At 72.6% G+C, this 22,640-nt stretch carries 15 protein-coding genes and 1 tRNA gene; 2 read left to right on the top strand and 14 right to left on the bottom strand.

From position 1 onward, the window contains the following. Positions 1–130: 130 nt before the first annotated feature. Together A2U95_RS11830 and A2U95_RS11825 are read right to left on the bottom strand one after the other, a co-directional pair. Entirely contained in the window at positions 131–1,324 is a 1,194-nt protein-coding gene (locus A2U95_RS11830) for a DedA family protein (RefSeq protein WP_166022091.1), read from the bottom strand. A 162-nt stretch (positions 1,325–1,486) separates the two neighbouring features. Further along, the gene (locus tag A2U95_RS11825) at positions 1,487–2,344 is read right to left on the bottom strand and encodes a helix-turn-helix domain-containing protein (RefSeq protein WP_166022090.1); all 858 of its coding nucleotides are present in this window, start codon (positions 2,342–2,344) and stop codon (positions 1,487–1,489) included. A gap of 364 nt (positions 2,345–2,708) precedes the next feature. Between A2U95_RS11825 and A2U95_RS11820 the strand changes: the two genes are divergently transcribed. Next, entirely contained in the window at positions 2,709–3,194 is a 486-nt protein-coding gene (locus A2U95_RS11820; RefSeq protein WP_240957289.1) for an ATP-binding protein, read from the top strand. Positions 3,195–3,248: 54 nt separating this feature from the next. Here the strand turns inward: A2U95_RS11820 and A2U95_RS11815 are convergent, their stop codons facing one another. Next, positions 3,249–3,563 carry a DUF397 domain-containing protein gene (locus A2U95_RS11815; RefSeq protein WP_166022088.1) on the bottom strand — a complete coding sequence of 105 codons (315 nt, stop codon included), beginning with the start codon at positions 3,561–3,563 and terminating at the stop codon, positions 3,249–3,251. 283 nt (positions 3,564–3,846) lie between these two features. Continuing rightward, positions 3,847–5,070, bottom strand: a complete 1,224-nt coding sequence (locus A2U95_RS11810) for a DUF2786 domain-containing protein (protein ID WP_166022087.1) — start codon at positions 5,068–5,070, stop codon at positions 3,847–3,849. Between the two features lie 98 nt (positions 5,071–5,168). On the opposite strand from A2U95_RS11810, the gene A2U95_RS11805 reads away from it, so the two are divergent. After that, positions 5,169–6,842, top strand: coding sequence for a bifunctional 3'-5' exonuclease/DNA polymerase (locus tag A2U95_RS11805; protein ID WP_166022086.1), 1,674 nt, complete (start codon positions 5,169–5,171; stop codon positions 6,840–6,842). A gap of 85 nt (positions 6,843–6,927) precedes the next feature. On the opposite strand, the gene A2U95_RS11800 is transcribed toward A2U95_RS11805, so the two are convergent. The 10 genes from A2U95_RS11800 to bldG form a co-directional block, all read right to left on the bottom strand. Continuing rightward, positions 6,928–7,001, bottom strand: a tRNA-Thr gene (locus A2U95_RS11800). 98 nt (positions 7,002–7,099) lie between these two features. Continuing rightward, a complete protein-coding gene (locus A2U95_RS11795) occupies positions 7,100–8,695 on the bottom strand; it encodes an alpha/beta hydrolase (protein WP_166022085.1) in 1,596 nt (531 codons plus the stop codon). A 63-nt stretch (positions 8,696–8,758) separates the two neighbouring features. Next, complete coding sequence (locus A2U95_RS11790; protein WP_166022084.1) at positions 8,759–9,964, bottom strand: DNA polymerase III subunit delta'; 1,206 nt, start codon at positions 9,962–9,964, stop codon at positions 8,759–8,761. A 148-nt stretch (positions 9,965–10,112) separates the two neighbouring features. After that, positions 10,113–13,178, bottom strand: a complete 3,066-nt coding sequence (gene tmk / locus A2U95_RS11785; protein WP_166022083.1) for a dTMP kinase — start codon at positions 13,176–13,178, stop codon at positions 10,113–10,115. A 187-nt stretch (positions 13,179–13,365) separates the two neighbouring features. Next, complete coding sequence (topA, locus tag A2U95_RS11780) at positions 13,366–16,248, bottom strand: type I DNA topoisomerase (RefSeq protein WP_166022082.1); 2,883 nt, start codon at positions 16,246–16,248, stop codon at positions 13,366–13,368. 300 nt (positions 16,249–16,548) lie between these two features. Then, positions 16,549–18,111 carry a DUF7059 domain-containing protein gene (locus tag A2U95_RS11775; protein ID WP_240957288.1) on the bottom strand — a complete coding sequence of 521 codons (1,563 nt, stop codon included), beginning with the start codon at positions 18,109–18,111 and terminating at the stop codon, positions 16,549–16,551. 179 nt (positions 18,112–18,290) lie between these two features. Then, positions 18,291–18,860, bottom strand: a complete 570-nt coding sequence (locus A2U95_RS11770; RefSeq protein ID WP_166022081.1) for a small secreted protein — start codon at positions 18,858–18,860, stop codon at positions 18,291–18,293. A gap of 190 nt (positions 18,861–19,050) precedes the next feature. Then, positions 19,051–21,363, bottom strand: a complete 2,313-nt coding sequence (locus tag A2U95_RS11765) for a sodium-translocating pyrophosphatase (RefSeq protein WP_240957454.1) — start codon at positions 21,361–21,363, stop codon at positions 19,051–19,053. 323 nt (positions 21,364–21,686) lie between these two features. Next, positions 21,687–22,112, bottom strand: coding sequence for an ATP-binding protein (locus A2U95_RS11760; protein WP_166022080.1), 426 nt, complete (start codon positions 22,110–22,112; stop codon positions 21,687–21,689). 107 nt (positions 22,113–22,219) lie between these two features. Then, positions 22,220–22,561 (bottom strand): anti-sigma factor antagonist BldG, encoded by a 342-nt coding sequence (gene bldG, locus A2U95_RS11755; protein WP_003975386.1) that lies wholly within the window; start codon positions 22,559–22,561, stop codon positions 22,220–22,222. Positions 22,562–22,640 lie beyond the last annotated feature (79 nt).

Here is a 22,640-nt window from a genome sequence, read left to right as displayed (position 1 = left end):
CCGGCCGTGCCGCCCGCCGCCCGGCCTCCTGCGGGCAGCCGGGACGGGGCAGCCGAGGCAGGGCGGGGCGACGGGAGCCTCGCCCGGGGCGGCGCCGCGTCGCGTGCGGCGGGCGCGCCCGGGGCGGGGCTCAGCCCTGCGGGTGCTGGGGGTACGGGTGGTCCTGCGGCGGGTAGGGCTGCTGCGGCTGCGGCTGCCCGTACGCCTGCGGCTGTTGCGGCGCTCCGCCGTACGGCTGCTGCTGGGGTTCCCCGTACTGACCCCCTCCGTACGGCTGCTGCTGGGGCGCGCCACCGTACTGCGGCTGGGCCTGCCCGTACTGCGGCTGGGGGTGTCCGTACGGCTGCTGGGGCTGCTGGGGCTGCTCGTACTGCTGGGCCTGTCCGTACTGCTGTTGGGGCGCGCCACCGTACTGCCGCTGCGCGCCGTACTGCTCGTATGCCTGCTGCGGGTACTGCTGGTGCTGCTGGTCCTGCTGCGGCCGGTGTGCCTGCTGGGACTGGTGCGGCTGCTGGGACTGGTGCGGCTGCTGGGGCTGCTGGCGGCCGTACTGCTCGCCGCCGTGGCCGTACGGCTGCTGCGGGCCGCCCTGCTCGGGACGCAGCCGCAGCGGCCGGGTGGCGTCGTCCATCATCGGGTAGGCACCGTTCTGCGGCACTCCGTCACCGGCCGGGTCGCCGCCGTCGGCGTCCTGTCCGCCCTTGCCCTTCCTCCCGCGCGCCTTGAGCAGTTCGAAGACGATCGGCAGCACGGAGATCAGGACGATCAGGATCAGGATCGTCTCGATGTTCTTCTCGACGAAATCGATCTGTCCCAGCCAGGAGCCCAGCAGCGTCACACCGGCGCCCCACAGGATGCCGCCGAGCACGTTGAAGGTGAGGAAGGACCGGTACTGCATGCCGCTGACGCCGGCGATGATCGGGGTGAAGGTGCGCACGATGGGCACGAACCGGGCCAGGACCAGCGACTTCGGCCCGTACTTCTCGAAGAACTCGTGCGCCTTGGTGACGTTCTCCTGCTTGAAGAAACGGGAGTCCGGCCGGTTGAAGAGGGCGGGGCCGACCTTCTTGCCGAACATGTAGCCCACCTGGTCCCCGACGATCGCGGCGACGCAGATCAGGGCGATGGCGCCCCACAGCGGGAACTTCAGCGTGCCGGAGCTGATCAGCATGCCGGTGGTGAACAGCAGCGAGTCACCGGGCAGGAAGAATCCGAAGAAGAGCCCGGACTCGGCGAAGACGATGAGCAGCAGACCCACGATGCCGAACGTGTTCAGCAGATAGTCGGGGTCCAGCCAGCTCGGTCCCAGGGCAAGCGTCGTCACGGTTCCGGGCTCCTGAGGGGTGAGGGGGGAAAGACGGCACGGTTTTCGGACTACCGCACAAAGCTACCAACGCCGTACCGCCACCCCGGGTTCCGCCGGAGCACACCCGGCCGAGCTCCACCGCCCGGCCCTGTCCCCTCACGCGCCGCGCGCCGCGCGCCCTCAGGACAGCTGCAGCAGTCCGCGCAGGATGTCCCTGCTCTCCTCCGGCCCCGGGCTGTCCCGCAGCAGCTCGTCGATGGCCCGCTCGTACTGGACCACGTCCTCACGCTTGTCCAGGTAGAGGGCGCTGGTCAGCTGCTCCAGGTAGACGACGTCCGACAGGTCGGACTCGGGGAAGCTCAGGATGGTGAACGCCCCGCTCTCCCCGGCATGCCCGCCGAAGCCGAACGGCATCACCTGGAGCCGCACGTTGGGCCACTCGGAGACCTCGATGAGGTGCTGCAACTGGCCGCGCATCACCTGCCGGCCTCCGTAGGGGCGCCGCAGCGCGGCCTCGTCGAGCACTATGCGGAACTCCGGCGCGTGCTCGGACACCAGGTACTTCTGGCGTTCCAGCCGCAGCGCCACCCGGCGGTCCACCTCGGCCGGGGCGCCGGCCAGGCCGCGCGAGACGACGGCGTGGGCGTAGTCCTCGGTCTGGAGCAGGCCGTGCACGAACTGGACCTCGTAGCCGCGGATCATGGAGGCGGCGCCCTCCAGTCCCACGTAGGTGGGGAACCAGTGGGGCAGCACGTCCGTGTAGCTGTGCCACCACCCGGCCGTGTTGGCCTCCTTGACCAGCGAGAGCAACGCGCCGCGCTCCGCCTCGTCCTCGATGCCGTAGAGCGTCAACAGGTCTTCCACGTCACGCGCCTTGAAGCTCACCCGCCCCAACTCCATGCGACTGATCTTCGATTCGGATGCCCGGATCGAGTAACCAGCCGCCTCCCGCGTGATGCCGCGGGCCTCACGAAGCCGCCTCAGATGCGAGCCGAGCAGCATCCTCCGCACCACCGATCCCGACTCTCCCGCACTCATGTCAGCCACCCTCCCCGGCCGGTCCCCACGGTGCGAAAGTCTGCCACCAAATCACTCCGAGCTGTACTCGTCCGATTACGGAAAGGCAAACATCGCGGCGGGACCGGTACTCCCCAGGCCGGATACATCCCCGCCGACGGCCGGATTCGAACCCCGCGGGAACCGTTCGGGGACGGGAAATCAACGGGAGGATGGCGGAAAAAATGACCAAGAAACGGTACGGTGCAGCGTATTTCAGACGCGTGCACGTGCATCTGCCCTTGCATCTGCTGGTCGCATCCGAAACCATGGGCGTCGCACCACCGCCATATCGCCGCGACCGCGAATCCCGGGAGTGCCTCGCATGGGGACGAATGGATCGACCATGCTCGAGCCGCTACGGCAGGGCCTTCCGCCACTCGACCCCTCGGCCGTCTCCAACGCCGCCACCTGCGCACTGCCCGCCCGGTACGAAGCGGTCCGCGAGGCCCGCCGGTTCACTCGCGGCACGCTCGGCCAGTGGGACATAGGCGACCGCTTCGACGACGCCTGTCTGGTGGTGTCGGAACTCGTCACCAATGCCCTGCGCCACGCCCTGCCGGCCGACACCGTCCGCGACCCCGAGCAGGACACCCCGGTACGGCTGCACCTGATGCGCTGGCCCGAACGCCTGGTGTGCGCGGTGCGCGACCCCAGCCACCGGTCTCCGGCCCCCCGCGACCCCGACGCCTCCGAGGACTGCGACGCGGAGTCCGGGCGCGGACTTTTCCTGGTGGACTCGTTCAGCGACGGCTGGGGCTGGCACCCCGTCACCGGCTCCCTCGACGGCAAGGTCGTGTGGGCGCTCTTCCTCCTGCGCCCGTCGGCCTGAGACCGGCCGGAGCCGGCCGGCCGAGGCCGGTCGACCGGAAGCGGTCGGCCGGGATCAGCCCACTATCAGGTGGTCGAACTCGCCGTCCTTGACGCCGAGCAGCATCGCCTCGATCTCCGCGCGCGTGTAGACCAGCGCCGGCCCGTCCGGGAACCGCGAATTGCGCACGGCCACCTCCCCGCCGGGCAGGCGGGCGAACTCCACGCAGGAGCCCTGCGAGTTGCTGTGCCGGCTCTTCTGCCACGCCACGCCCTCGAGGCGGGTGGCCGCCATGCCGTTGTGCACCCGCGTCGGGCCCGGCACGGCCGAACGCGCCGGACGCCCCGAGGCCTCGTCAAGGTCGTACCCGTCGTACACGTCGTGATCCACAGGTAGCTCCCCGGTGATGCACCGGCCATGGGGCCGCGGTGCGTGGTCAACTGCTTTGGATCATAGTCACGTTCATGTGCATACGCAGGTGCGGATGCACGGTGCAGATGCACGTGCACGCGCGGTGTTCCCACGGTTACAGCGCGGCGGGCGGCAGAACCCGGCCCCCGTTCCGTCTCTCCCCGTTTTCTCCCCGTGTGCCCGGCAACCCCTCCTACATTCACAGGACTTGCCGAGGGGGCGTGGCGGTTCCGTGCGCACGGTACGGGACGTGCGCGGGGCCCTAACGGCCGGGGAGCCCGGGAGCGCGGCCCGTCCGCGCCCGGTCGGCCGCCTCCCGGCCCTGCCTCCAGCCCTCCTCGTCCGTGACGCCGCGCAGGCGGGTGGTGGTCGTACGGGGGAAGAGCCGGTCCGTCTCGGCCCGCACGGCCGCCTCGCGGGAGGCGAGCACGGGCAGCACCTCCCCGCCGGTCTCGGCCTTCGCCTCCGCGATCTGGTGCTCGGTGGTCTCGGTCAGCCGGGTGCCCATCCGGTGGGCGTACGCGGCCAGGAAGGACTGCCGGAAGGTCTTGGTCCGCCGTCGGCCGCCGCCCTTCGCGCCGCCCTTGCGTATCGCGGCCTCGGCCCGGGTCATCGCCGAGGTCGCCTGCACCAGCAGTGAGGTGTACAGCAGCTCGACGGCCTCCAGTTCCGCCTCGTAGCCGACCACCGTGCTGAAGCAGAACGGCTCGTTCCAGACCGCCTGGCAGTTGTTGGCCCTCGCCACCGCGTCCAGCAGCACGGCCTTGGCCTGTTCGTACGGCGGCTCGACCCCGATCCGGCACGCGCCCGGCCCGCCGTGCGCCGGCCCCCCGCCGCCCGGGCCTCCGGAGGCGAGCAGCGCCTCGTCGATGCTGTGCCGCGCCATCAGCTCCTGCGCCTTGGCGGTCAGCGCCTCGGCCTCCTCGGGATAACCGGTCGCCTCGGCCTTGGCGAGCAGCGCCCGGATCCGGCCGAGCATCCTCGACGCCGGTTCGCCCCTCCCCGGGTCCTCGGCGGCCGGACGGGGCCGGGGGTCGTCCAGCGGCTCCAGCGCGGGCAGCCTCAGCAGCAGCCGGTAGAGCTCCAGCACAACCGTCGCCCGGGTGAAACGGTCTCCCCGGTAGGGAGGCGCGGGTTCCAGCTCGGCGAGCTGGGCCGCCCAGCGGCGCCCCCCGGCCGCGGCCCCCGGCCCGGTCCGCGGCTCCTGCCGACCGGGCCGCGGACCGGCCTCGGCGAGAATCAGGTCGCAGACCAGCCGGACGTGGTCCTCCGCCAGATCACGCCGGACCATCCGCACCACGTCGGCGGGCTGCCAGCCGCGCCTCCAGAGGGCGGCCACCAGTTCCCGGCCCCGCCGGGCCAGCTCGGCGTCCGTGCCGGGGTCCGCCGCGAGGAGGGACGCGCCCGTGTCCAGGGCCGTGTCGTCGTCGGCGTAGAGAGCGGCCGCGAAGGCGCGCTCGACGGTGCCGGGATCGGTGGTGCTCATCCCTCGATCCTGACATGGATGCCCGCTCCCCCCGAAGGCCGTCCACAGGCTGTGGACGACGGGCGGCACTGTCGGTCCTGCCTGACAGACTCGACCGCATGACCGGCCGGTGGGCGCTCGCTCCCGCCGAGGGCGGCGGCGTGGACGTCGTCCCCCTCGGCCCCGACGCCCTGCCCGCCGGCCGCGTGCGCCGTGAACCCGGTCCCGTCGAGGCGGTGCGGGCCCGGCCGGACGTCACCCGCTGGGTGTGGCGCTCGACCGCCGAGGTCTATCCCCGCCTGCTGGCCGCCGGTGTGCGGGTGGACCGCTGCTACGACGTGGAGGACGCCGAGACGCTGCTGCTGGGACACGAGGGCAGGAGCGGCGAACCCCGCAGCGCCGTGGCCGCGCTGGCCCGGCTGCGTGGTGGCCCCGTGCCGCCGGACCCGCCGCCGCGGGCCGCCGACCCGTCGGCGCAGGCGCCGTTGTTCGAGGAGGGGCCGGCCGGCGTCCCGCTGGGCGACCTGGTCGCCGTGTACGCGGAGCAGCAGCGCCGGCTGGCCGCCACCACGCACCCCGACCGGATGGGACTGCTGCTGGCCGCGGAGTCGGCGGGCACCCTGGTCGCCGCCGAGATGAACCGCACCGGCCTGCCCTGGCGGGCCGACGTGCACCGGGCCGTGCTGCGGGACCTCCTCGGTGAGCGCTATCCCGGCGCGGGCGAGCCGCGCCGCCTGGCCGGGCTGGCCGACGAGGTGTCCGCCGCCTTCGGCCGGCGGGTGCGTCCCGACCTCCCCGCCGACGTGGTGAAGGCGTTCGCCCAGGCCGGCATCCGGATCCGCTCCACCCGTCGACACGAGCTGGCCGGCATCGACCATCCCGCCGTCCCTCCGCTGCTGGAGTACAAGCGGCTGTACCGGATCTGGGTCGCCCACGGCTGGTCCTGGCTCCAGGACTGGGTGCGCGACGGCCGGTTCCGTCCCGAGTTCCTGCCCGCCGGCACGGTCACCGGCCGCTGGGTGACCCACGGCGGCGGCGCGCTGCAGATCCCCAAGGTCATCCGGCGCGCCGTGGTCGCCGACCGCGGCTGGCGGCTGGTGGTCGCCGACGCCGATCAGATGGAGCCGCGGGTACTGGCCGCCATATCCCGGGACCCCGCCTTCATGACGGTCGCCGGCCGGCGGACCGACCTCTACCAGGCGGTCTCCGAGCGGGCCTTCGCCGGTGACCGCGACCTGGCCAAGATCGCCGTGCTGGGCGCCATCTACGGCCAGACATCCGGCGACGGCCTGAAGAACCTGGCCGCGCTGCGCCGCCGGTTCCCGCGCGCCGTGGCACACGTCGACGAGGCGGCACGAGCCGGCGAGGAAGGACGGCTGGTCCGCACCTGGCTCGGCCGGACCTGCCCGCCGCCGGGCGGCCGGGAAGAGGCGGAGGAGGCCGGCATCCCGCTCGCCGCGGAGGAGGACGGCGACCTCGGCCCGGGTCGCTCCACGGCCACCGCCCGCGCCCGCGGCCGCTTCGCCCGCAACTTCGTGGTCCAGGGCAGCGCCGCCGACTGGACGTTCCTGCTGCTGGCGGCCCTGCGCCGCCGTCTGACGGGACTGGCGGCCGAGCTGGTCTTCTTCCAGCACGACGAGGTGATCGTGCACTGCCCCGCCGAGGAGGCCGAGCAGGTGACGGCCGCCATCCGCGAGAGCTCCGACGAGGCCGCCCGGCTCACCTTCGGCGACACCCCGGTCCGCTTCCCGTTCACCACGGCGGTGGTGGAGTGCTACGCGGACGCGAAGTGAGGGCGCGAGGCCGCCGTGCCGGAACGGCTGCCGCCGACAACCGAAAACCCCGGCCCGGACAGTGTCCGAACCGGGGTTCCACCGGAGCCGCTTTCGGGATTCGAACCCGAGACCTACGCATTACGAGTGCGTTGCTCTGGCCATCTGAGCTAAAGCGGCACGTGCCGACCACACCATGGTGCGATCCGCGACGACGGTAAGTCTACACAGTTTCCGGAGGTGCTCCGAACCAGCGATCACGTGGCCGTTCCCGCCGGTCAGACGCAGCGCTTCCCCTCCGGGGGAACCGTGCCGTCGATCAGGTAGGTGTTGACCGCGGCGTCGACGCAGTCGCTGCCGCGGCCGTAGGCGGTATGGCCGTCACCCTCATAGGTGAGCAGGCGGCCGGAGGAGAGCTGACCGGCCAGGGCCTCGGCCCAGCCGTAGGGCGTCGCGGGGTCGCGGGTGGTGCCGACGACCAGGATGGGCGCGGCTCCCTCCGCCTCGATGCGACGGGGCTCACCGGTCGGCGCCACCGGCCAGTAGGCGCAGTTCAAAGCGGACCAGGCCATGGTTTCGCCGAAGACCGGGGACGCCTTCTCGAACTCGGGCAGCGCCTCGCGCACCTCGTCCGGGGAGGCGAAGGCGCCGGGCAGATCCAGGCAGTTCACGGCCGCGTTCGCGAACATCAGATTGGTGTACACGCCCTCGGGGTCGCGCTCGTAGTAACTGTCGGAGAGCGCCAGCAACGGCGAACCGTCCTTGCGTCGCACGGCGGAGGCCAGCGCCTCCCTCAGCTGCGGCCAGGCGCCCTCGTCGTACATCGCGGCGATCACCCCCATGGTGGCCAACGACTCGGTGAGCTCGCGCCCGTCGGGGTCGTCCGCGTTCATCGGCTCGGCGTCCAGCCTGCCGAAGAACGCCTTCAGCTCGCGTGCCACCTCGTCGGCGCCCGCGCCCCGGCCGCCGAGCGGGCAGTCGGGCTGCCGCACGCAGTCACGGGCGAAGGCCTGGAAGGCGGTCTCGAACCCGGCCGTCTGGTCCAGGTTCAGCCGGCGCGCGGGCAGCGACGGGTCCATCGCGCCGTCCAGCACCAGCCGGCCCACCCTCGACGGAAACAGCCCGGCGTAGGTCGCGCCGAGGAAGGTGCCGTACGAGGCGCCGACGTAGTGCAGCTTCTCGTCCCCGAGCACCGCCCGCACCACGTCCATGTCACGGGCCGTCTCCACCGTGGAGACGTGGCGCAGCAGCTTCGCCGAACGGCCGCCGCAGCCCTCGGCGAACGACTTGAACGCCTGCACCAGCGATTCCGCCTCCGCGCTCCCGTCGGGGGTGAAGTCGGTGCTGGTGTACTCGTCCATGCGGGACCCGTCGAGACAGGTCACCGGCTCGCTGCGCGCCACGCCGCGCGGGTCCACGGCGACCATGTCGTACCGGGACCGCACCTCGGCGGGATACCCCACCGCCGCGTACCCCTGCAGGTAGTCGACGGCGGAACCGCCGGGACCGCCGGGATTGACCAGCAGCGAGCCCAGGCGGCTGCCCGGCCCGGTGGCCTTCGCCCGCGCGACCGCCAGCCGCACCTCGCCGGACTCCGGCCGCGCGTAGTCGAGCGGCGCGCGGACGGTCGCGCACTGGAAACCGGGCACGCCGCAGGCACGCCAGGCGGGTTTCTGCGCGTAGAAGCGGGCAAGCTCCGGCTCCACCTCGCCGGGCAGCGCGGCGAGCGCCGGCCCGGCGCCGCCGTCCCCCTCCGCCCCCTGCCCGGCTGCGCACGCCGTCAGCAGGAGCGCCGAGGCCGTGAGCGCGGCGCCGACGAGGCGCGCGACCCGCCGGGAACGGGACGCGGGACGGGGGCTGCGGCTGATCTCCACCTCGCCACCGTAACTCTCCGCAGCGAAGGTCACGCCCAGTGCCACGGAAGTGCCCCGGACGGGCTAACCGTCACGCAGCGCCATGGTCATCGCCTCGACGGCCAGCAGCGGGGGCACGTTGCGGTCCAGGGCCTTCCCGCAGGCGGCGATCGCCTCTATCCGGCGCAGGGTCGACTCGGGCGTGCCCGACCGGGCCAGCCGCTGCAGGGCGTCCTCGGCGTCCACGTTGGCCAGCGCCACGCGCGTGCCGAGCTGGAGGGCGAGGACGTCGCGGTAGAAGTTGGTCAGGTCGGTCAGGGCCAGGTCCAGGCTGTCCCGCTGGGTGCGGGAGCGGCGGCGCTTCTGCTTGTCCTCGAGATCCTTCATCACGCCGGCCGTACCGCGGGGGAGCCGGCCGCCCTGGGACGCGCCCAGCGCCGCCTTCAGCTCCTCGCTCTCCCTGACGTCCAGCTCCTCGGCCAGTGCCTTGGCGTCGGCGGCCGCCGCGTCCACCAGTTCCTGCGCCGCGCGCAGCGCTCCGCCCACGTCGCCCACCCTCGTCGGAAGCCTGAGCACGGCGGCACGGCGCTCCCGGGCCGCCGGGTCGACGGCCAGCCGGCGGGCGCGGTCGACATGGCCCTGCGTGGCCCGGGCCACCGCGTGGGCGGCCTCCGGCTCGATGCCGTCACGACGGATCAGCAGGTCCGCGACGGCCTCGACCGGCGGGGTGCGCAGGGTCAGCAGGCGACAGCGGGAGCGGATGGTCGGCAGCACGTCGTCCACGGAGGGCGCGCAGAGCAGCCAGACGGTACGGGTGGCGGGTTCCTCCACCGCCTTGAGGACGGCGTTGGCCGACTTCTCGTTCAGCCGCTCGGCGTCCTCGACGAGGATGATCTGCCAGCGGCCGCCGGCCGGGGCGGTGTACGACTTGCGGACCGTGTCGCGCATGTCCTCGGCCAGGATCTGGGAGCCGGTCGCGGCCACGGTGGACACGTCCGCGTGGGTGCCGATCAACGCCGTGTGGCAGCCGTCGCAGAAGCCGCAGCCGGGGGCTCCGCCGAGGGCGCGGTCCGGGCTCACGCACTGCAGTGCGGCGGCGAAGGCGCGGGCGGCGGCCTCACGGCCGGCGCCGGGAGGTCCGGTGAACAGCCAGGCGTGCGTCATCCTGGACGCGGCCGGGGACGGAGCGCCCTCGTCCGCGGCGGTGACGAGGGCGTCGGCGTCGCGGGCCGCGGCGTCCAGCTCGGCGATGACCCGTTCCTGGCCCACCAGGTCGTCCCACACGGCCATGGGCACCGCCTTTCGTTCACGTCGTACCGCCGCCGCCCTCCATTGTGCGGGCCGGCTCGGACAGCGGGGACCGGCGGCGGGGCCGCGTCCTTGCGGCGAGCCGCCTCACCCGGGCGTTCCCCGGCCGGGCGAGGCGGCGTCCCCGACGTCAGCGGCGACCCCGGCGGCCCTTGCCGTCGCCGTCGTCGCCCTCGCCGTAAGGGCCGAGGAGTTCGTCGGCGAGGCTGGGAAAGTCGTCCAGCGGCGTCTCCTGCGCCCAGTCCGGACGCTGCCGTCCGTCCCTGGGCCCGCCCTCCGCGCCCACCTGCGGGAGTTCCCGCGTCGCGTCCCCGTCGGCCAGGTCGATCCGCGGCAGCACCGCCGTCTCGTCGGCCGGCTGCGACACCTGCGGGATCTCCATCGTCGCGTCGGTCTCGGCGACCCGCGGGATCACCGCCGTCTCCTCCTGCGGGGACACCACCGGCGTCGGCACGGTCAGCGCCTCGTCGTCCGCCGGCTTCGACAGGTCCACGCGGGCCTGCGGGCCCCGGTCCCTGCCCGGGGCACGGTCCGTACCCGGCTCGGGGTCCTTGGTGAGCCGCATCGTCCGCGAGGTCTTCGCCGCGTCCGCGGCCGTCGCCGCGGCCTCCGCGAGGCGGCGGGCCTCCTCCGCGCGCAGCAGCGCCTCCTCGGCCTGCCGCTGCTTCTCCAGCCGCTTCGCCTCGGCCTCGGCGCGCAGGCGCGCCTGCTCCGCCTCGCGGTTGCGGCGCTCGGCCTCCTCCTCGCGGCGGCGAGCCTCCTCGGCGGCGCGGGCCTGCTCCTCGGCGAGCAGCCTGGCCCGTTCCTCCTCGGCCTTGCGACGCGCCTCGGCCTCCCGGCGACGCGCCTCCTCGGCCTGCCGCTCGGCCTCCCGGCGCTGCGCCTCCTCCAGTTCGCGGCGCTGGCGCTCCTCCTCCTCGGCGCGCAGCCGGGCGAGCTCCTCCTGGCGCTCCCGCTCCAGCCGCTCCTCCTCGGCCTTGCGGGCGGCCTCCTCCTCGGCGCGGCGCCGCGCCTCCTCCTCGGCCTTGCGGCGGGCCTCCTCGCGGGCCTTCAGCTCGGCCTCGGAGAGCGGCAGCATCTGGTCGAGGCGGTGCCGGACGACCGTGGTCACGGCCTCCGGCTCCTGTCCGGCGTCGACGACCAGGTAGCGGCCCGGGTCTCCGGCGGCCAGCGTGAGGAAGCCGGACCGCACCCGGGCGTGGAACTCGGCGGGCTCGGACTCCAGCCGGTCGGGGGCCTCGGTGAACCGTTCGCGGGCGGTCTCCGGGGAGACGTCCAGCAGCACGGTCAGGTGCGGAACCAGTCCGTTGGTGGCCCAGCGGGAGATGCGGGCGACCTCGGCGGGCGACAGGTCGCGTCCGGCGCCCTGGTAGGCGACGGACGAGTCGATGTAGCGGTCGGAGATCACCACGGCGCCGCGCTCGAGCGCGGGACGGACCACGGTGTCGACGTGCTCGGCGCGGTCGGCGGCGTACAGCAGCGCCTCGGCGCGGTGCGAGAGACCCGCGCTGGAGACGTCCAGCAGGATCGAGCGCAGCCGCTTGCCGACCGGGGTGGCGCCCGGCTCGCGGGTGAGCACCACCTCGTGGCCCTTGGCACGGATCCATTCGGCGAGCGCCTCGGCCTGGGTGGACTTGCCGGCTCCGTCGCCGCCCTCCAGGGCGATGAAGAAACCGTTCACCGCGGGCGCGGCGGCGGGCTCGTCACCACGGACGGCGTCACGGAGGTCATGCCGCAGCGGCACACCGGACCGGTCGTCGGTCTTGGCCAGGACCAGCGCGGCCACCGGCAGCAGCAGCGCGCCGACCAGCATCAGCACGAAGGCGGCGCCTCCGTGGGCGAAGACGAACTTGCCGCTCTCCAGGCGGTGCGGGCCGATCGCGGCGGCCAGGAGGGGGGCGGCGACCGCGGCCAGGCCGATCACGGCGCGGACCACGGCGTGCAGGTGGTCGGTGAGCCGGGGACGGCGGTACTCCTCGGCCTCCTGGTCGAGGAGGGCGTGCCCGGTGTTGGCGGCGACGCCCGCGCCGACACCCGCGAGGGCGGCGGTCAGCAGCATGGTCGCCATGTCCGGCACCAGGCCGGTGACCAGCAGGGCGACACCGCTGAAGGTCAGGGCGAGGGCCAGCAGGCGGCGGCGGGAGAGCGCGCGCAGCACCTTGGGGGCCAGGCGCACTCCGGCCACCGTGCCTCCGGTCAGGGCGAGCACCAGCAGACCGAAGGCGACCGGGCCGCCCCCGAGGTCCTTGGCGTGCAGCACGGCGACGGCGACGGCCGCGGCGATCGCGGCGGCGACCGAGGAGCAGGCGACGACCAGCAGCGGGATCGCGCCGGTACGGCCCTTGTCGGCGCCGGAACCGGTGCGCGGGCGGCGCAGGCCCTCCAGCGGCGAACGGGCGCGCGGGGTGCGCGTCGAGGGAAGCCGCAGCTGGACCAGGAGGGCTGCGGAGGCGGCGAACAGGCCGGCCGCGACGTACGAGGCGAGCGCGGCCTGGTGTCCGGTGAACCAGTCGACGCCCGCGCCGAGCAGGTTGCTGATCAGGGTCGCCACCACCAGCACGGCCGCAGCCAGCGGCAGGGCGCCGACGGTGGTGCGCAGCGAGAGGCGGCGCAGGGCGTCGAGGTGGTCGGGCAGCGGCCGGATGCTGGCGCCCTCCGGAGGCGGGGGCGGCAGCAGCGCGGGCGCGGCGGAGGCGCGGCAGATCGTCCAGAGCCGTTCGGCGACACCGGTCAGGAAGACCGTCACCAGCAGCACGGCGACCGCGCTGCCCGGGGTCCAGTCGATCCACAGCGGGGCCAGGATCAGCAGCACCAGGCGGAAGCCGTCGGCGCCGACCATGGTCCAGCGCCGGTCCAGCGGTCCCTCGGCCGAGGTGAGCGAGGTGAGCGGGCCCAGCAGCACGGCGCCGAAGAGCAAGGTGGAAAGAGCGCGTGCGCCCAGCACGCAGGCGACCGTCAGGGCCGCGCCGCGGTAACCGCCGCCGAAGGCGGTCTCGGCGACCGCGGCCTGGAGTGCCAGCAGCACCAGCACCAGCAGGGCCAAGAGGTCACCGGTTCCGGAGACGAGGTGGGCGCTCCACAGCCGCTTCAGCTGCGGTCGGCCCAGCAGGGACCGGACGGCGCGTTCGCGGGAATCTGTGACCAGCGCATCGTCGGGAACCGGGGAGTGGGCCGTTGTCTGCTCGGCACGCGTCATGCGTTCAGCCTATCGGGACGCGCCGACGCCACGGGCCCGGCCTCCGAACGCGTGCACAGCTGCGCAGGCGTTCGGGGGCCGGGCCCCGGGCCGGCATGGTCGGGTCGGGTCCGGGGTTCGATCGCGTGGGTGGGCCGACGGCGCTGCGCCGTGTGCCCAGTTCCCTCGATTCCCGGTCCCGCGCCGGTCAGTCCTCGGCGGGCGGCTCTGCCGCGGTCTTCTTGGCGGCCGACGACGCCGCGGTCCTCTTCGCCGTCGTCGCCTTGGCCGCCGTCTTCTTCGCGGCGGTCTTGGCCGCCGTCTTCTTGGCCGCCGCCTTGGTGGCGGTCGACTTGGTGGCGGTCTTCTTGGCCGTGGTCTTCTTCGCCGTCGTCTTCTTCGCCGTCTTCTTGGCCGGGCCCTTGGCCCGCTTCTCGGCGAGCAGCTCGAATCCGCGCTCGGGGGTGATCCCCTCGACCGTGTCGGTGGACCGCAGCGTCGCGTTGGTCTCGCCGTCCGTGACGTACGGGCCGAAGCGGCCGTCCTTGACCACCACCGGCCTGCCGCTGGTCGGGTCGTCGCCCAGTTCCTTCAGCGGCGGCTTGGCCGCAGCCCGGCCGCGCTGCTTGGGCTGGGCGTAGATCGCCAGCGCCTCCTCCAGCGTGATGGTGAAGAGCTGTTCCTCCGACTGGAGGGACCGCGAGTCCGTGCCCTTCTTCAGGTACGGGCCGTAGCGGCCGTTCTGCGCGGTGATCTCCACGCCCTCCGCGTCGTTGCCGACCACGCGGGGCAGGGACATCAGCTTGAGCGCGTCCTCCAGGGTGACGGTGTCCAGGGACATCGTCTTGAAGAGCGAGGCGGTGCGCGGCTTGACCGCGTTCTTGCCGGTCTTCGGGGTGCCCTCGGGAAGTACCTCGGTGACGTACGGGCCGTAACGCCCGGCCTTGGCGACGATGGTGTGTCCGGACCCGGGGTCGGTTCCGAGCTCGCGGCCGCCGCGCGGCTGGGCGAGCAGTTCCTCCGCCTTCTCGACGGTCAGCTCGTCGGGCGCCATGTCCGGGGGCACGTCGGCGCTCTGGTAACCCTCCGTGTCCTTCTCACCGCGCTCCACGTACGGGCCGTACTTGCCGACCCGCAGGACGATGCCGTCGGCGACCGGGAACGAGGACACCTCGCGGGCGTCGATGGCGCCGAGGTCGGTGACCAGTTCCTTGAGGCCGCCGAGGTGGTCGCCGTCGCCGTTGCCCGCGTCGGCGGCGGCGCTCTCGCCGGTCATCGGGCCGGTCTCGCCGAAGTAGAAGCGCCGCAGCCACGGCACCGCCTCCGCCTCGCCGCGGGCGATGCGGTCGAGGTCGTCCTCCATCCGGGCGGTGAAGTCGTAGTCGACCAGTCGGCCGAAGTGCTTCTCCAGCAGGTTGACCACGGCGAAGGACAGGAAGGACGGCACCAGGGCCGTGCCCTTCTTGAAGACGTAACCGCGGTCGAGGATGGTGCCGATGATCGACGCGTAGGTCGACGGGCGGCCGATCTCCCGCTCCTCCAGCTCCTTGACCAGCGAGGCCTCGGTGTAGCGGGCCGGCGGCTTGGTGGAGTGGCCGTCGGCGGTGATCTCCTCGGCGGAGAGCGGGTCGCCCTCGGAGACCTGCGGCAGCCGGCGCTCACGGTCGTCGAGCTCGGCGTTGGGGTCGTCCGTGCCCTCCACGTAGGCCTTCATGAAGCCGTGGAAGGTGATCGTCTTGCCGGAGGCGCTGAACTCGGCGTTCCGGCCGTCGGAGGCGGTGCCGCCGATCCGCACGGTGACCGAGTTGCCGGTCGCGTCCTTCATCTGCGAGGCGACCGTGCGCTTCCAGATCAGCTCGTAGAGCCTGAACTGGTCGCCGGTGAGACCGGTTTCGGCGGGGGTGCGGAAGCGGTCGCCCGAGGGGCGGATGGCCTCGTGCGCCTCCTGCGCGTTCTTGACCTTGCCGGCGTAGGTGCGCGGCTTGTCCGGGAGGTAGGAGGCGCCGTAGAGCTGGGTGACCTGCGCCCGGGCGGCGGCGACCGCCGTCTCCGACAGGGTCGTGGAGTCGGTACGCATGTAGGTGATGAAGCCGTTCTCGTACAGCTTCTGGGCCACCTGCATGGTCACCTTGGCGCCGAAGCCCAGCTTGCGGCTGGCCTCCTGCTGCAGCGTCGTCGTCCGGAAGGGCGCGTACGGCGAGCGGCGGTACGGCTTGGACTCGACCGAGCGGACCTGGAACGTCGTGTTCTCCAGCGCCGCGGCCAGGGCCCGGGCGTTCGCCTCGTCGAGGTGGAGGACGTTGGCGGTCCGGGCCCGGCCGAGCGAGTCGAAGTCACGGCCCTGGGCGACGCGCACGCCGTCGACCGAGGCGAGCCGGGCGACCAGGGACGACGGATCGGACGGGTCCCCGGACCCGGCGGAGCCGGAGGCCTGCGAGAACGTGCCGGTGAGGTCCCAGTACTCGGCGGAGCGGAAGGCGATGCGCTCCCGTTCACGCTCGACCACCAGGCGGGTCGCCACGGACTGGACGCGCCCTGCCGACAGGCGCGGCATGACCTTCTTCCACAGCACGGGGGAGACCTCGTAGCCGTAGAGGCGGTCGAGGATCCGGCGGGTCTCCTGGGCGTCGACCAGCTTCTTGTTCAGCTCGCGCGGGTTGCGCACGGCCTGCTGGATGGCGTCCTTGGTGATCTCGTGGAAGACCATCCGCTTGACCGGGACCTTGGGCTTGAGCACCTCTTGGAGGTGCCAGGCGATGGCCTCGCCCTCGCGGTCCTCATCGGTGGCGAGGAAGAGTTCGTCGGACTCCCGCAGGAGGTCCTTGAGCTTCTTGACCTGTGCCTTCTTGTCGGCGTTGACCACGTAGACGGGCTGGAAGTCGTGTTCGACGTCCACGCCGAGGCGTCGGACCTCACCGGTGTACTTCTCGGGCACCTCCGCGGCGCCGTTGGGAAGGTCGCGGATGTGCCCGACGCTCGCCTCGACGGTGTAGCCAGGGCCAAGGTAGCCCTTGATCGTCTTCGCCTTGGCAGGCGACTCGACGATGACGAGTCGGCGGCCGCCCTGCGCGGTCTCGCTGGTCGGGGACAACTTCTGCTCTTCTCTCCGGTCGACGCGGGGTCTGCCCCGGGATGCTTCGGCACCCCGGGTTCGGGTCTGGTGACGCTGCGGAGTGTGACGGTACATGCCGCCCCCGTGTCAAACGGGAAAAGCCCGCAACGGCCACTCGAACGGTAACCCGACTACCGCCATTCCTGCCGCCCGGAGTCTCCGGCCGGCCGGGAAGCGGCCGGGCAGCGGGCGCCGCCCGGCCTCCCGGCCTGCGACAACGCCAAGGTTCGGCGTCCCCGCCCGGCCGCGTCTCCAAACAGCGCGTCCTGCCCCGCCCCGTCAGGAAACCGGTTCGAGGAAGCCCTGCTCGATCAGCAGCCTGATCTGCGCGGGCGTGCGGTCCCTGAGGAGCACCGGGTCCTCCCCCATCAGCTGGGCGATGGCGTCCAGGATCCGGCCCGCACTGAGCGATCCGTCACAGACGCCCGCGAAGCCCGCGCCGATGGTGTCCACCTTGGTGGCCCGGCGCATACCGCGGTTCTGCCGCAGCACCACGTGTTCGGGGTCCTCGGCGCCGGGCAGCCCGACCTGCTCCTGGACGACCTCCCCGGTCAGCCGGAAGTGGGCCGCGAGCAGGGCGGCGTCGTCGTTGCCGCGCAGGTAGTCGATCCGGTCGAAGTGGGCGCTGACCGTCTCGCCGAGCGGCTGTTCGACGGGATGCGGCCATTCCTCGATGGTGACGGAGGGCTCGCTCTCGGCCGCCGCGCTCCGGCGGAGCGTGATCCAGCCGAATCCGACCGACCGGACCTCGCGCGCCTCGAACTCGTCCAGCCAGGCGTCGTAACGGGCCTGGTAGGCGGCCGGGTCGCCCTGGTGGTCGCCGGCGTCGCGCAGCCAGAGCTCGGCGTACTGGGTGATGTCCTGGACCTCGCGCTGGACGATCCACGCGTCGCAGCCCCACGGCACCCAGGAAGCCAGTCGGCTCTGCCAGTCCTCGCCGTCGACGTGCTCCCAGTTGGCGAGGAACTGGGCGAAGCCGCCCTCCTTCAGCCGCGCCCCGGACTGCTGGACCAGCGTGCGGCACAGGTCGTCACCGCTCATCCCGCCGTCCCGGTAGGTGAGCCGGGCTCCCGGGGAGATCACGAAGGGCGGGTTGGAGACGATCAGGTCATACGTGTCGCGCTCGGGCAGCGGCTCGAAGAGGGAGCCCTCGCACAGCTCCGCGGCGGGCGCGCCGGAGAGCGCCAGGGTCAGCGCCGTCACGTGCAGGGCGCGAGGGTTGAGGTCGGTGGCCGTCACCCGGGTGGCGTGCAGGGTGGCGTGCAGGGCCTGGATCCCGGAGCCGGTGCCCAGGTCGAGGGCGGAGGCGACCGGGGTGCGGACGGTGATGCCCGCCAGGGTGGTGGAGGCGCCGCCGACGCCGAGCACCACCCCCTCCTCCTTGCTGCCGATGCCGCCGGCGCCGCCGACGGCGCAGCCGAGGTCCGAGACGATGAACCAGTCCTCGCCGCCCGGTCCTCCGTACGGCCGGACGTCCACGGTGGCGGCGACCTCGCCGCCACCGGTCTGCCTCAGCCATCCGGCGTCCAGGCAGTCCTCCAGCGGCAGCACCTCGGCGGCCCGCTCGCGCGGGACGGGCTGCTGGAGGAGGAAGAGGCGGACCAGTATCTCCAGCGCCGAGTCACCACGGGTGGCACGCAGCGCGGGGACGACCTCGGCGCGCGCCAGTGCCGCGTAGGCCGGGGCGCCGAGCAGGTCGAGCAACCCGTCGGCGGTGAAGGCCGCCTCGAGCAGGGCTTCCCTCAGACGCGCCGCGGCGTCCGGGCGGTCGGCGGCCGGCAGGGCGGACAGGGCCGAAGGCCGCTTGTCCGATGGCTGGGGTGACTGGCTGGCGTTGCTCACCACCCCATTGTCACCGTTCGCGCCGAACCGGCACACCGCCTGTGGACGATGCCGGGGCGTCACCGGCACAGGCTGTGGACAACCCGGCACCCGCCCGACGGAGCATCACTCCTGAGGGTGAGCACTGGACGCGGGTCCCCAGGGGCGCGGTTCAGGCGCACGGCCGGCCCGGCCACGCCTCAGGCGTCAGGGCTCGCGTCGCCGTCCGTGCCCGCCTTGCAGCTGGCCTGGCCGCGCATGGCCTCACCGACCTCGCCCTCCTCCAGCCGCTTGAGTGCGTCGCTGCCGCTGCCGCTGAGTTTCTGCAGCTGGGTGCCGACGTCCTTGAGGCCGTCGGCGAACTCCGCCTGGTCGTCGGTCTTGAGCTCGTCGACCTGCTTCTTCAGGTCCGCGTAGGAGTCGGCGATGGAGTTGAGCTCCTTCACCGCGTCCTTCTGCTTCTTCTCGCCGTTCTCCACCGCGGGCGGACCGGCCCGGTCGATCACGGAGCCGATCTCGCGGTAGGCGTCGGACATCTCCTGGAAGGCCTTGGAATCGGTCTCCTTGACGTCCTTGGGCGGCGCCTTGTCCGAACTCTCCTCCTGGATCGAGGCGTTGGCGTCCTGGATCCGCTGGGCCTGGGGCTGCACACCGTCACAGACCTTCTTGGCCCAGGCATTGAGCTCTTCGCTGTTGTCGTCACCGCAACCGGACAGCGCCAGCATCAGTGCCGCTCCGCCGGCCAGGGCGGTCGCGAGCTTCTTCTTCACCGGGTCGGTCCCTTCCGTCGCTCTCGGCCCCGGAACTTACACGCCGGGCAGGGACCAGGCGGATTCGGTCCAACCGATTTATGACATATTGAATCCTTTTGCATCAGCGAGAGAAGATTCACGACCACAGTTGTGCAAGCCCGCACACAAGAAGGGCACAAGTACTCGTTGGAACGGTGGTCGTCCCCCGTCAGCGCACGGTCTTCGCGCCGGTCTCCCCGACCTCGCCCATGGCGATCCCCCGGCGCACGGAGACCCGCACGGCGACCACCACGACGGCCAGGGCGAGCAGGGCGATCACCACCCGCAGGCCGGTGTTGGCGCCGGAGCCGTAACCGAGCTGGATCACGGCGGGCGCGATCAGCAGCGCCACCAGGTTCATCACCTTGAGCAGCGGGTTGATGGCGGGGCCGGCGGTGTCCTTGAACGGGTCTCCCACGGTGTCGCCGATGACGGTGGCCTGGTGCGCCTCGCTCCCCTTGCCGCCGAAGTTCCCGTCCTCGACCAGCTTCTTGGCGTTGTCCCAGGCCCCACCGGAGTTGGCGAGGAACACCGCCATCAACGTGCCCGTTCCGATCGCGCCCGCCAGGAAGGAGGCGAGCGCGCCCACCCCCAGCGTGAAGCCGACGGCGATGGGCGCCGTGACCGCCAGCAGCCCGGGCGTGGCGAGCTCGCGCAGGGCGTCGCGGGTGCAGATGTCGACGACCCGCCCGTACTCCGGCTGATCGGTGTGGTCCATGATCCCGGGCCGTTCCCGGAACTGGCGCCGCACCTCGAAGACCACCGCTCCCGCGGACCGGGACACCGCGTTGACGGCCAGACCGGAGAAGAGGAAGACCACCGCGGCCCCCACGATCAGCCCCACCAGATTGTTGGGCTGGGTGATGTCCGTGATCAGTGTCAGCGGCGCGTCGGGGCCTGACAGCCGCTCGCCCACCTCGCGCGCGCCGGTGACCACGGCGTCCCGGTAGGAGCCGAAGAGCGCCGCCGCGGCCAGCACGGCGGTGGCGATGGCGATGCCCTTCGTGATCGCCTTGGTGGTGTTGCCCACCGCGTCCAGGTCGGTCAGCACCTGGGCTCCGGGCCCCTCCACGTCGCCGGACATCTCGGCGATGCCCTGCGCGTTGTCGGAGACGGGGCCGAAGGTGTCCATGGCGACGATCACTCCGACCGTGGTGAGCAGGCCGGTGCCGGCGAGGGCCACCGCGAACAGGGCGAGCATCACCGAGGTGCCGCCGAGCAGGAAGGCCCCGTACACGCCGAGGGCGATCAGCAGAGCGGTGTAGACGGCAGACTCCAGGCCGATCGCCACCCCGGCCAGAATCACGGTGGCCGGGCCGGTCAGCGAGGTGCGGCCGATGTCCCGCACCGGACGGCGGCCGGTCTCGGTGAAGTAGCCGGTCAGCTGCTGGATCAGCGCGGCCAGCACGATGCCGATCGCCACCGCGACCAGGGCCAGCACCCGCGGGTCGCCGGACCGGCCGCTGACGGCCTGGTCGGTCACCCCGTCCAGGCCGGCGTACGAGGAGGGCAGGTACGCGTACACGGCGACCGCGACCAGGCCGAGCGAGACCACCGCCGACACGAAGAAGCCCCGGTTGATGGCGCTCATGCCGCCGCGGTCGGTGCGGCGCGGCGCCACCGCGAAGATGCCGATCATCGCGGTGATCACGCCGATCGCCGGAACCATCAGCGGAAAGGCGAGCCCGGCGTCGCCGAAGGCCGCCTTGCCCAGGATCAGCGCGGCGACCAGCGTCACCGCGTAGGACTCGAAGAGGTCGGCCGCCATGCCGGCGCAGTCGCCCACGTTGTCCCCGACGTTGTCGGCGATGGTGGCCGCGTTGCGCGGGTCGTCCTCCGGGATGCCTTGCTCGACCTTCCCCACCAGGTCGGCGCCGACGTCGGCGGCCTTGGTGAAGATGCCGCCGCCGACTCGCATGAACATGGCGATCAGAGCGGCGCCCAGGCCGAACCCCTCCAGCACCTTCGGCGCGTCCGCGGCGTAGACCAGCACCACACAGGCCGCGCCCAGCAGTCCGAGGCCCACCGTGAACATGCCCACCACACCGCCGGTCCGGAAGGCGATGCGCATCGCCTCCCGGGTCGCGTCGGGCGTGTCTGCCGCGTCGGAGGCGGCACGGGCCGCGGCCGCAACGCGAACGTTGCTGCGGACGGCCAGCCACATACCGGTGTAGCCGGTGGCGGCCGAGAACGCCGCGCCGATCAGGAAGAACAAGGACCGGCCGATCCGCTGTCCCCAATCGTCCGCGGGCAGCAGAAGCAGCAGGACGAAGACCACGGCGGCGAAGACGGCGAGGGTACGCAACTGCCGGGACAGATAGGCCTTGGCGCCCTCCTGCACGGCCGCGGCGATCCGCCTCATGCCTTCGGTGCCCTCGCCGGCGGCGAGCACCTGGCGCACCAGCACTCCGGCCACTCCCAGGGCGGCCAGCGCCACCACGGCGATCACGGCCACGATCACCCGGTTGCCGTCGGTCAGCACCGCGGCGAGATCCGCGTGGTCCTGCGCGGGCCGGAGGCCTCGTACAGCTCCGTCAGCCCTGTCGGCCCCGTCGGCCCCGGACATGAGGGAAAGCCCCGCCATTCGTCCTCCTCGACGCCTGGACCGAGCTCGAAGCGGTGGCCGGAAGGCCGCCACGCTCTTCAGAGCAGCCTCACACGAACTGGAGGCAGGCGCACATCAGGGAAGGAGACGGTCGGTCCACGGCGGGCAGGCCGACGGCAGACGGCGTACCGGGACCGACGTACAAAGGGGGTGAGGCAGGACGCGCGACGGCGCTCGTCAGACGCGGGCGGTGACGCCCGTCAGGCGCGGGCGGTGGGCCAGGTCATCCGGATGAGGCCGCCCTCGGATCCGGCGCTGACCTCCAGGTCGTCGACCAGGCCGGAGATCACCGCGAGACCCATCTGGTCCTCCTCGGACTCCGCCGCGTCGAGCACCGCCGGGGAATCGCCGGACACCGCCTCGACGGAGGTGGAGCGGGGGGCATCATCGGCCACCTCGATCGAGAAGAGCTTCTCCTCGTCGGTCAGTGCGATCCGCACCGGGGCGCCGAGGCCGATGCCGCGGTGCAGACCGACCGCACGGGAGCATGCCTCACCGACGGCCAGACGGACCTCGTCGAGAACCGCCTCGTCCACTCCGGCCCGGCGCGCCACCGCGGCCGCCACCAGCCTGGCCGTCCGCACATGTGCCGGCAGCGGGCTGATGAGGAGTTCAACGGTGGCCATGCATCCCCCTCGGAACTACGGTCCTGCTTCCCGGAGGACACGCCGACGCACCGGCTCGCCCTCCCGATGGTCGTCCGCCCCGGGCCGAGGGCCCGGGGCGGCGCTTGTCAGTCGGTGGCCGCGACCGCTTCCTCGACCGACGTGTGGATCGGGAAGACCTTGGTCAGGCCAGTGATCCGGAAAATCTTCAGAATGCGCTCCTGGTTGCACACCAGACGGAGCGAGCCCTCATGGGCGCGCACCCGCTTCAGGCCGCCGACCAGCACGCCGAGCCCGGTGGAGTCGAGGAAGTCCACGCCCTCCATGTCGACGACGAGGTGGAAGCTCCCGTCGTTCACCAGCTCGACCAGCTGCTCGCGCAACTTGGGCGCGGTATATACGTCGATTTCGCCACCGACCTCGACGACCGTGCGATCGCCGACGGTACGGGTCGACAGGGACAGGTCCACGGATCCTCCAGCACCTTGCTATCGAGCGGTCGCCCCTCGGGACACCTGGCGGAATCCCCGGGACTGTTCGCCAGCCGCG

This window comes from Streptomyces chilikensis, from assembly GCF_001642695.1.
Taxonomy (GTDB): Bacteria; Actinomycetota; Actinomycetes; order Streptomycetales; family Streptomycetaceae; genus Streptomyces; species Streptomyces chilikensis.
Note: the sequence above shows the minus strand (reverse complement) of the source record. Positions and strands in the feature narration are given on the sequence as shown.

Coding starts and splice junctions, on each gene's coding strand:
- A2U95_RS11810 (WP_166022087.1), bottom strand. CDS start 5,070: ATGAGCACCACCGATCCCGGCACCGTCGAGCGCGCCTTCGCGGCCGCT.
- A2U95_RS11805 (WP_166022086.1), top strand. CDS start 5,169: ATGACCGGCCGGTGGGCGCTCGCTCCCGCCGAGGGCGGCGGCGTGGAC.
- A2U95_RS11790 (WP_166022084.1), bottom strand. CDS start 9,964: ATGGCCGTGTGGGACGACCTGGTGGGCCAGGAACGGGTCATCGCCGAG.
- A2U95_RS11820 (WP_240957289.1), top strand. CDS start 2,709: ATGCTCGAGCCGCTACGGCAGGGCCTTCCGCCACTCGACCCCTCGGCC.
- A2U95_RS11760 (WP_166022080.1), bottom strand. CDS start 22,112: ATGGCCACCGTTGAACTCCTCATCAGCCCGCTGCCGGCACATGTGCGG.
- tmk (WP_166022083.1), bottom strand. CDS start 13,178: ATGACGCGTGCCGAGCAGACAACGGCCCACTCCCCGGTTCCCGACGAT.
- A2U95_RS11825 (WP_166022090.1), bottom strand. CDS start 2,344: ATGAGTGCGGGAGAGTCGGGATCGGTGGTGCGGAGGATGCTGCTCGGC.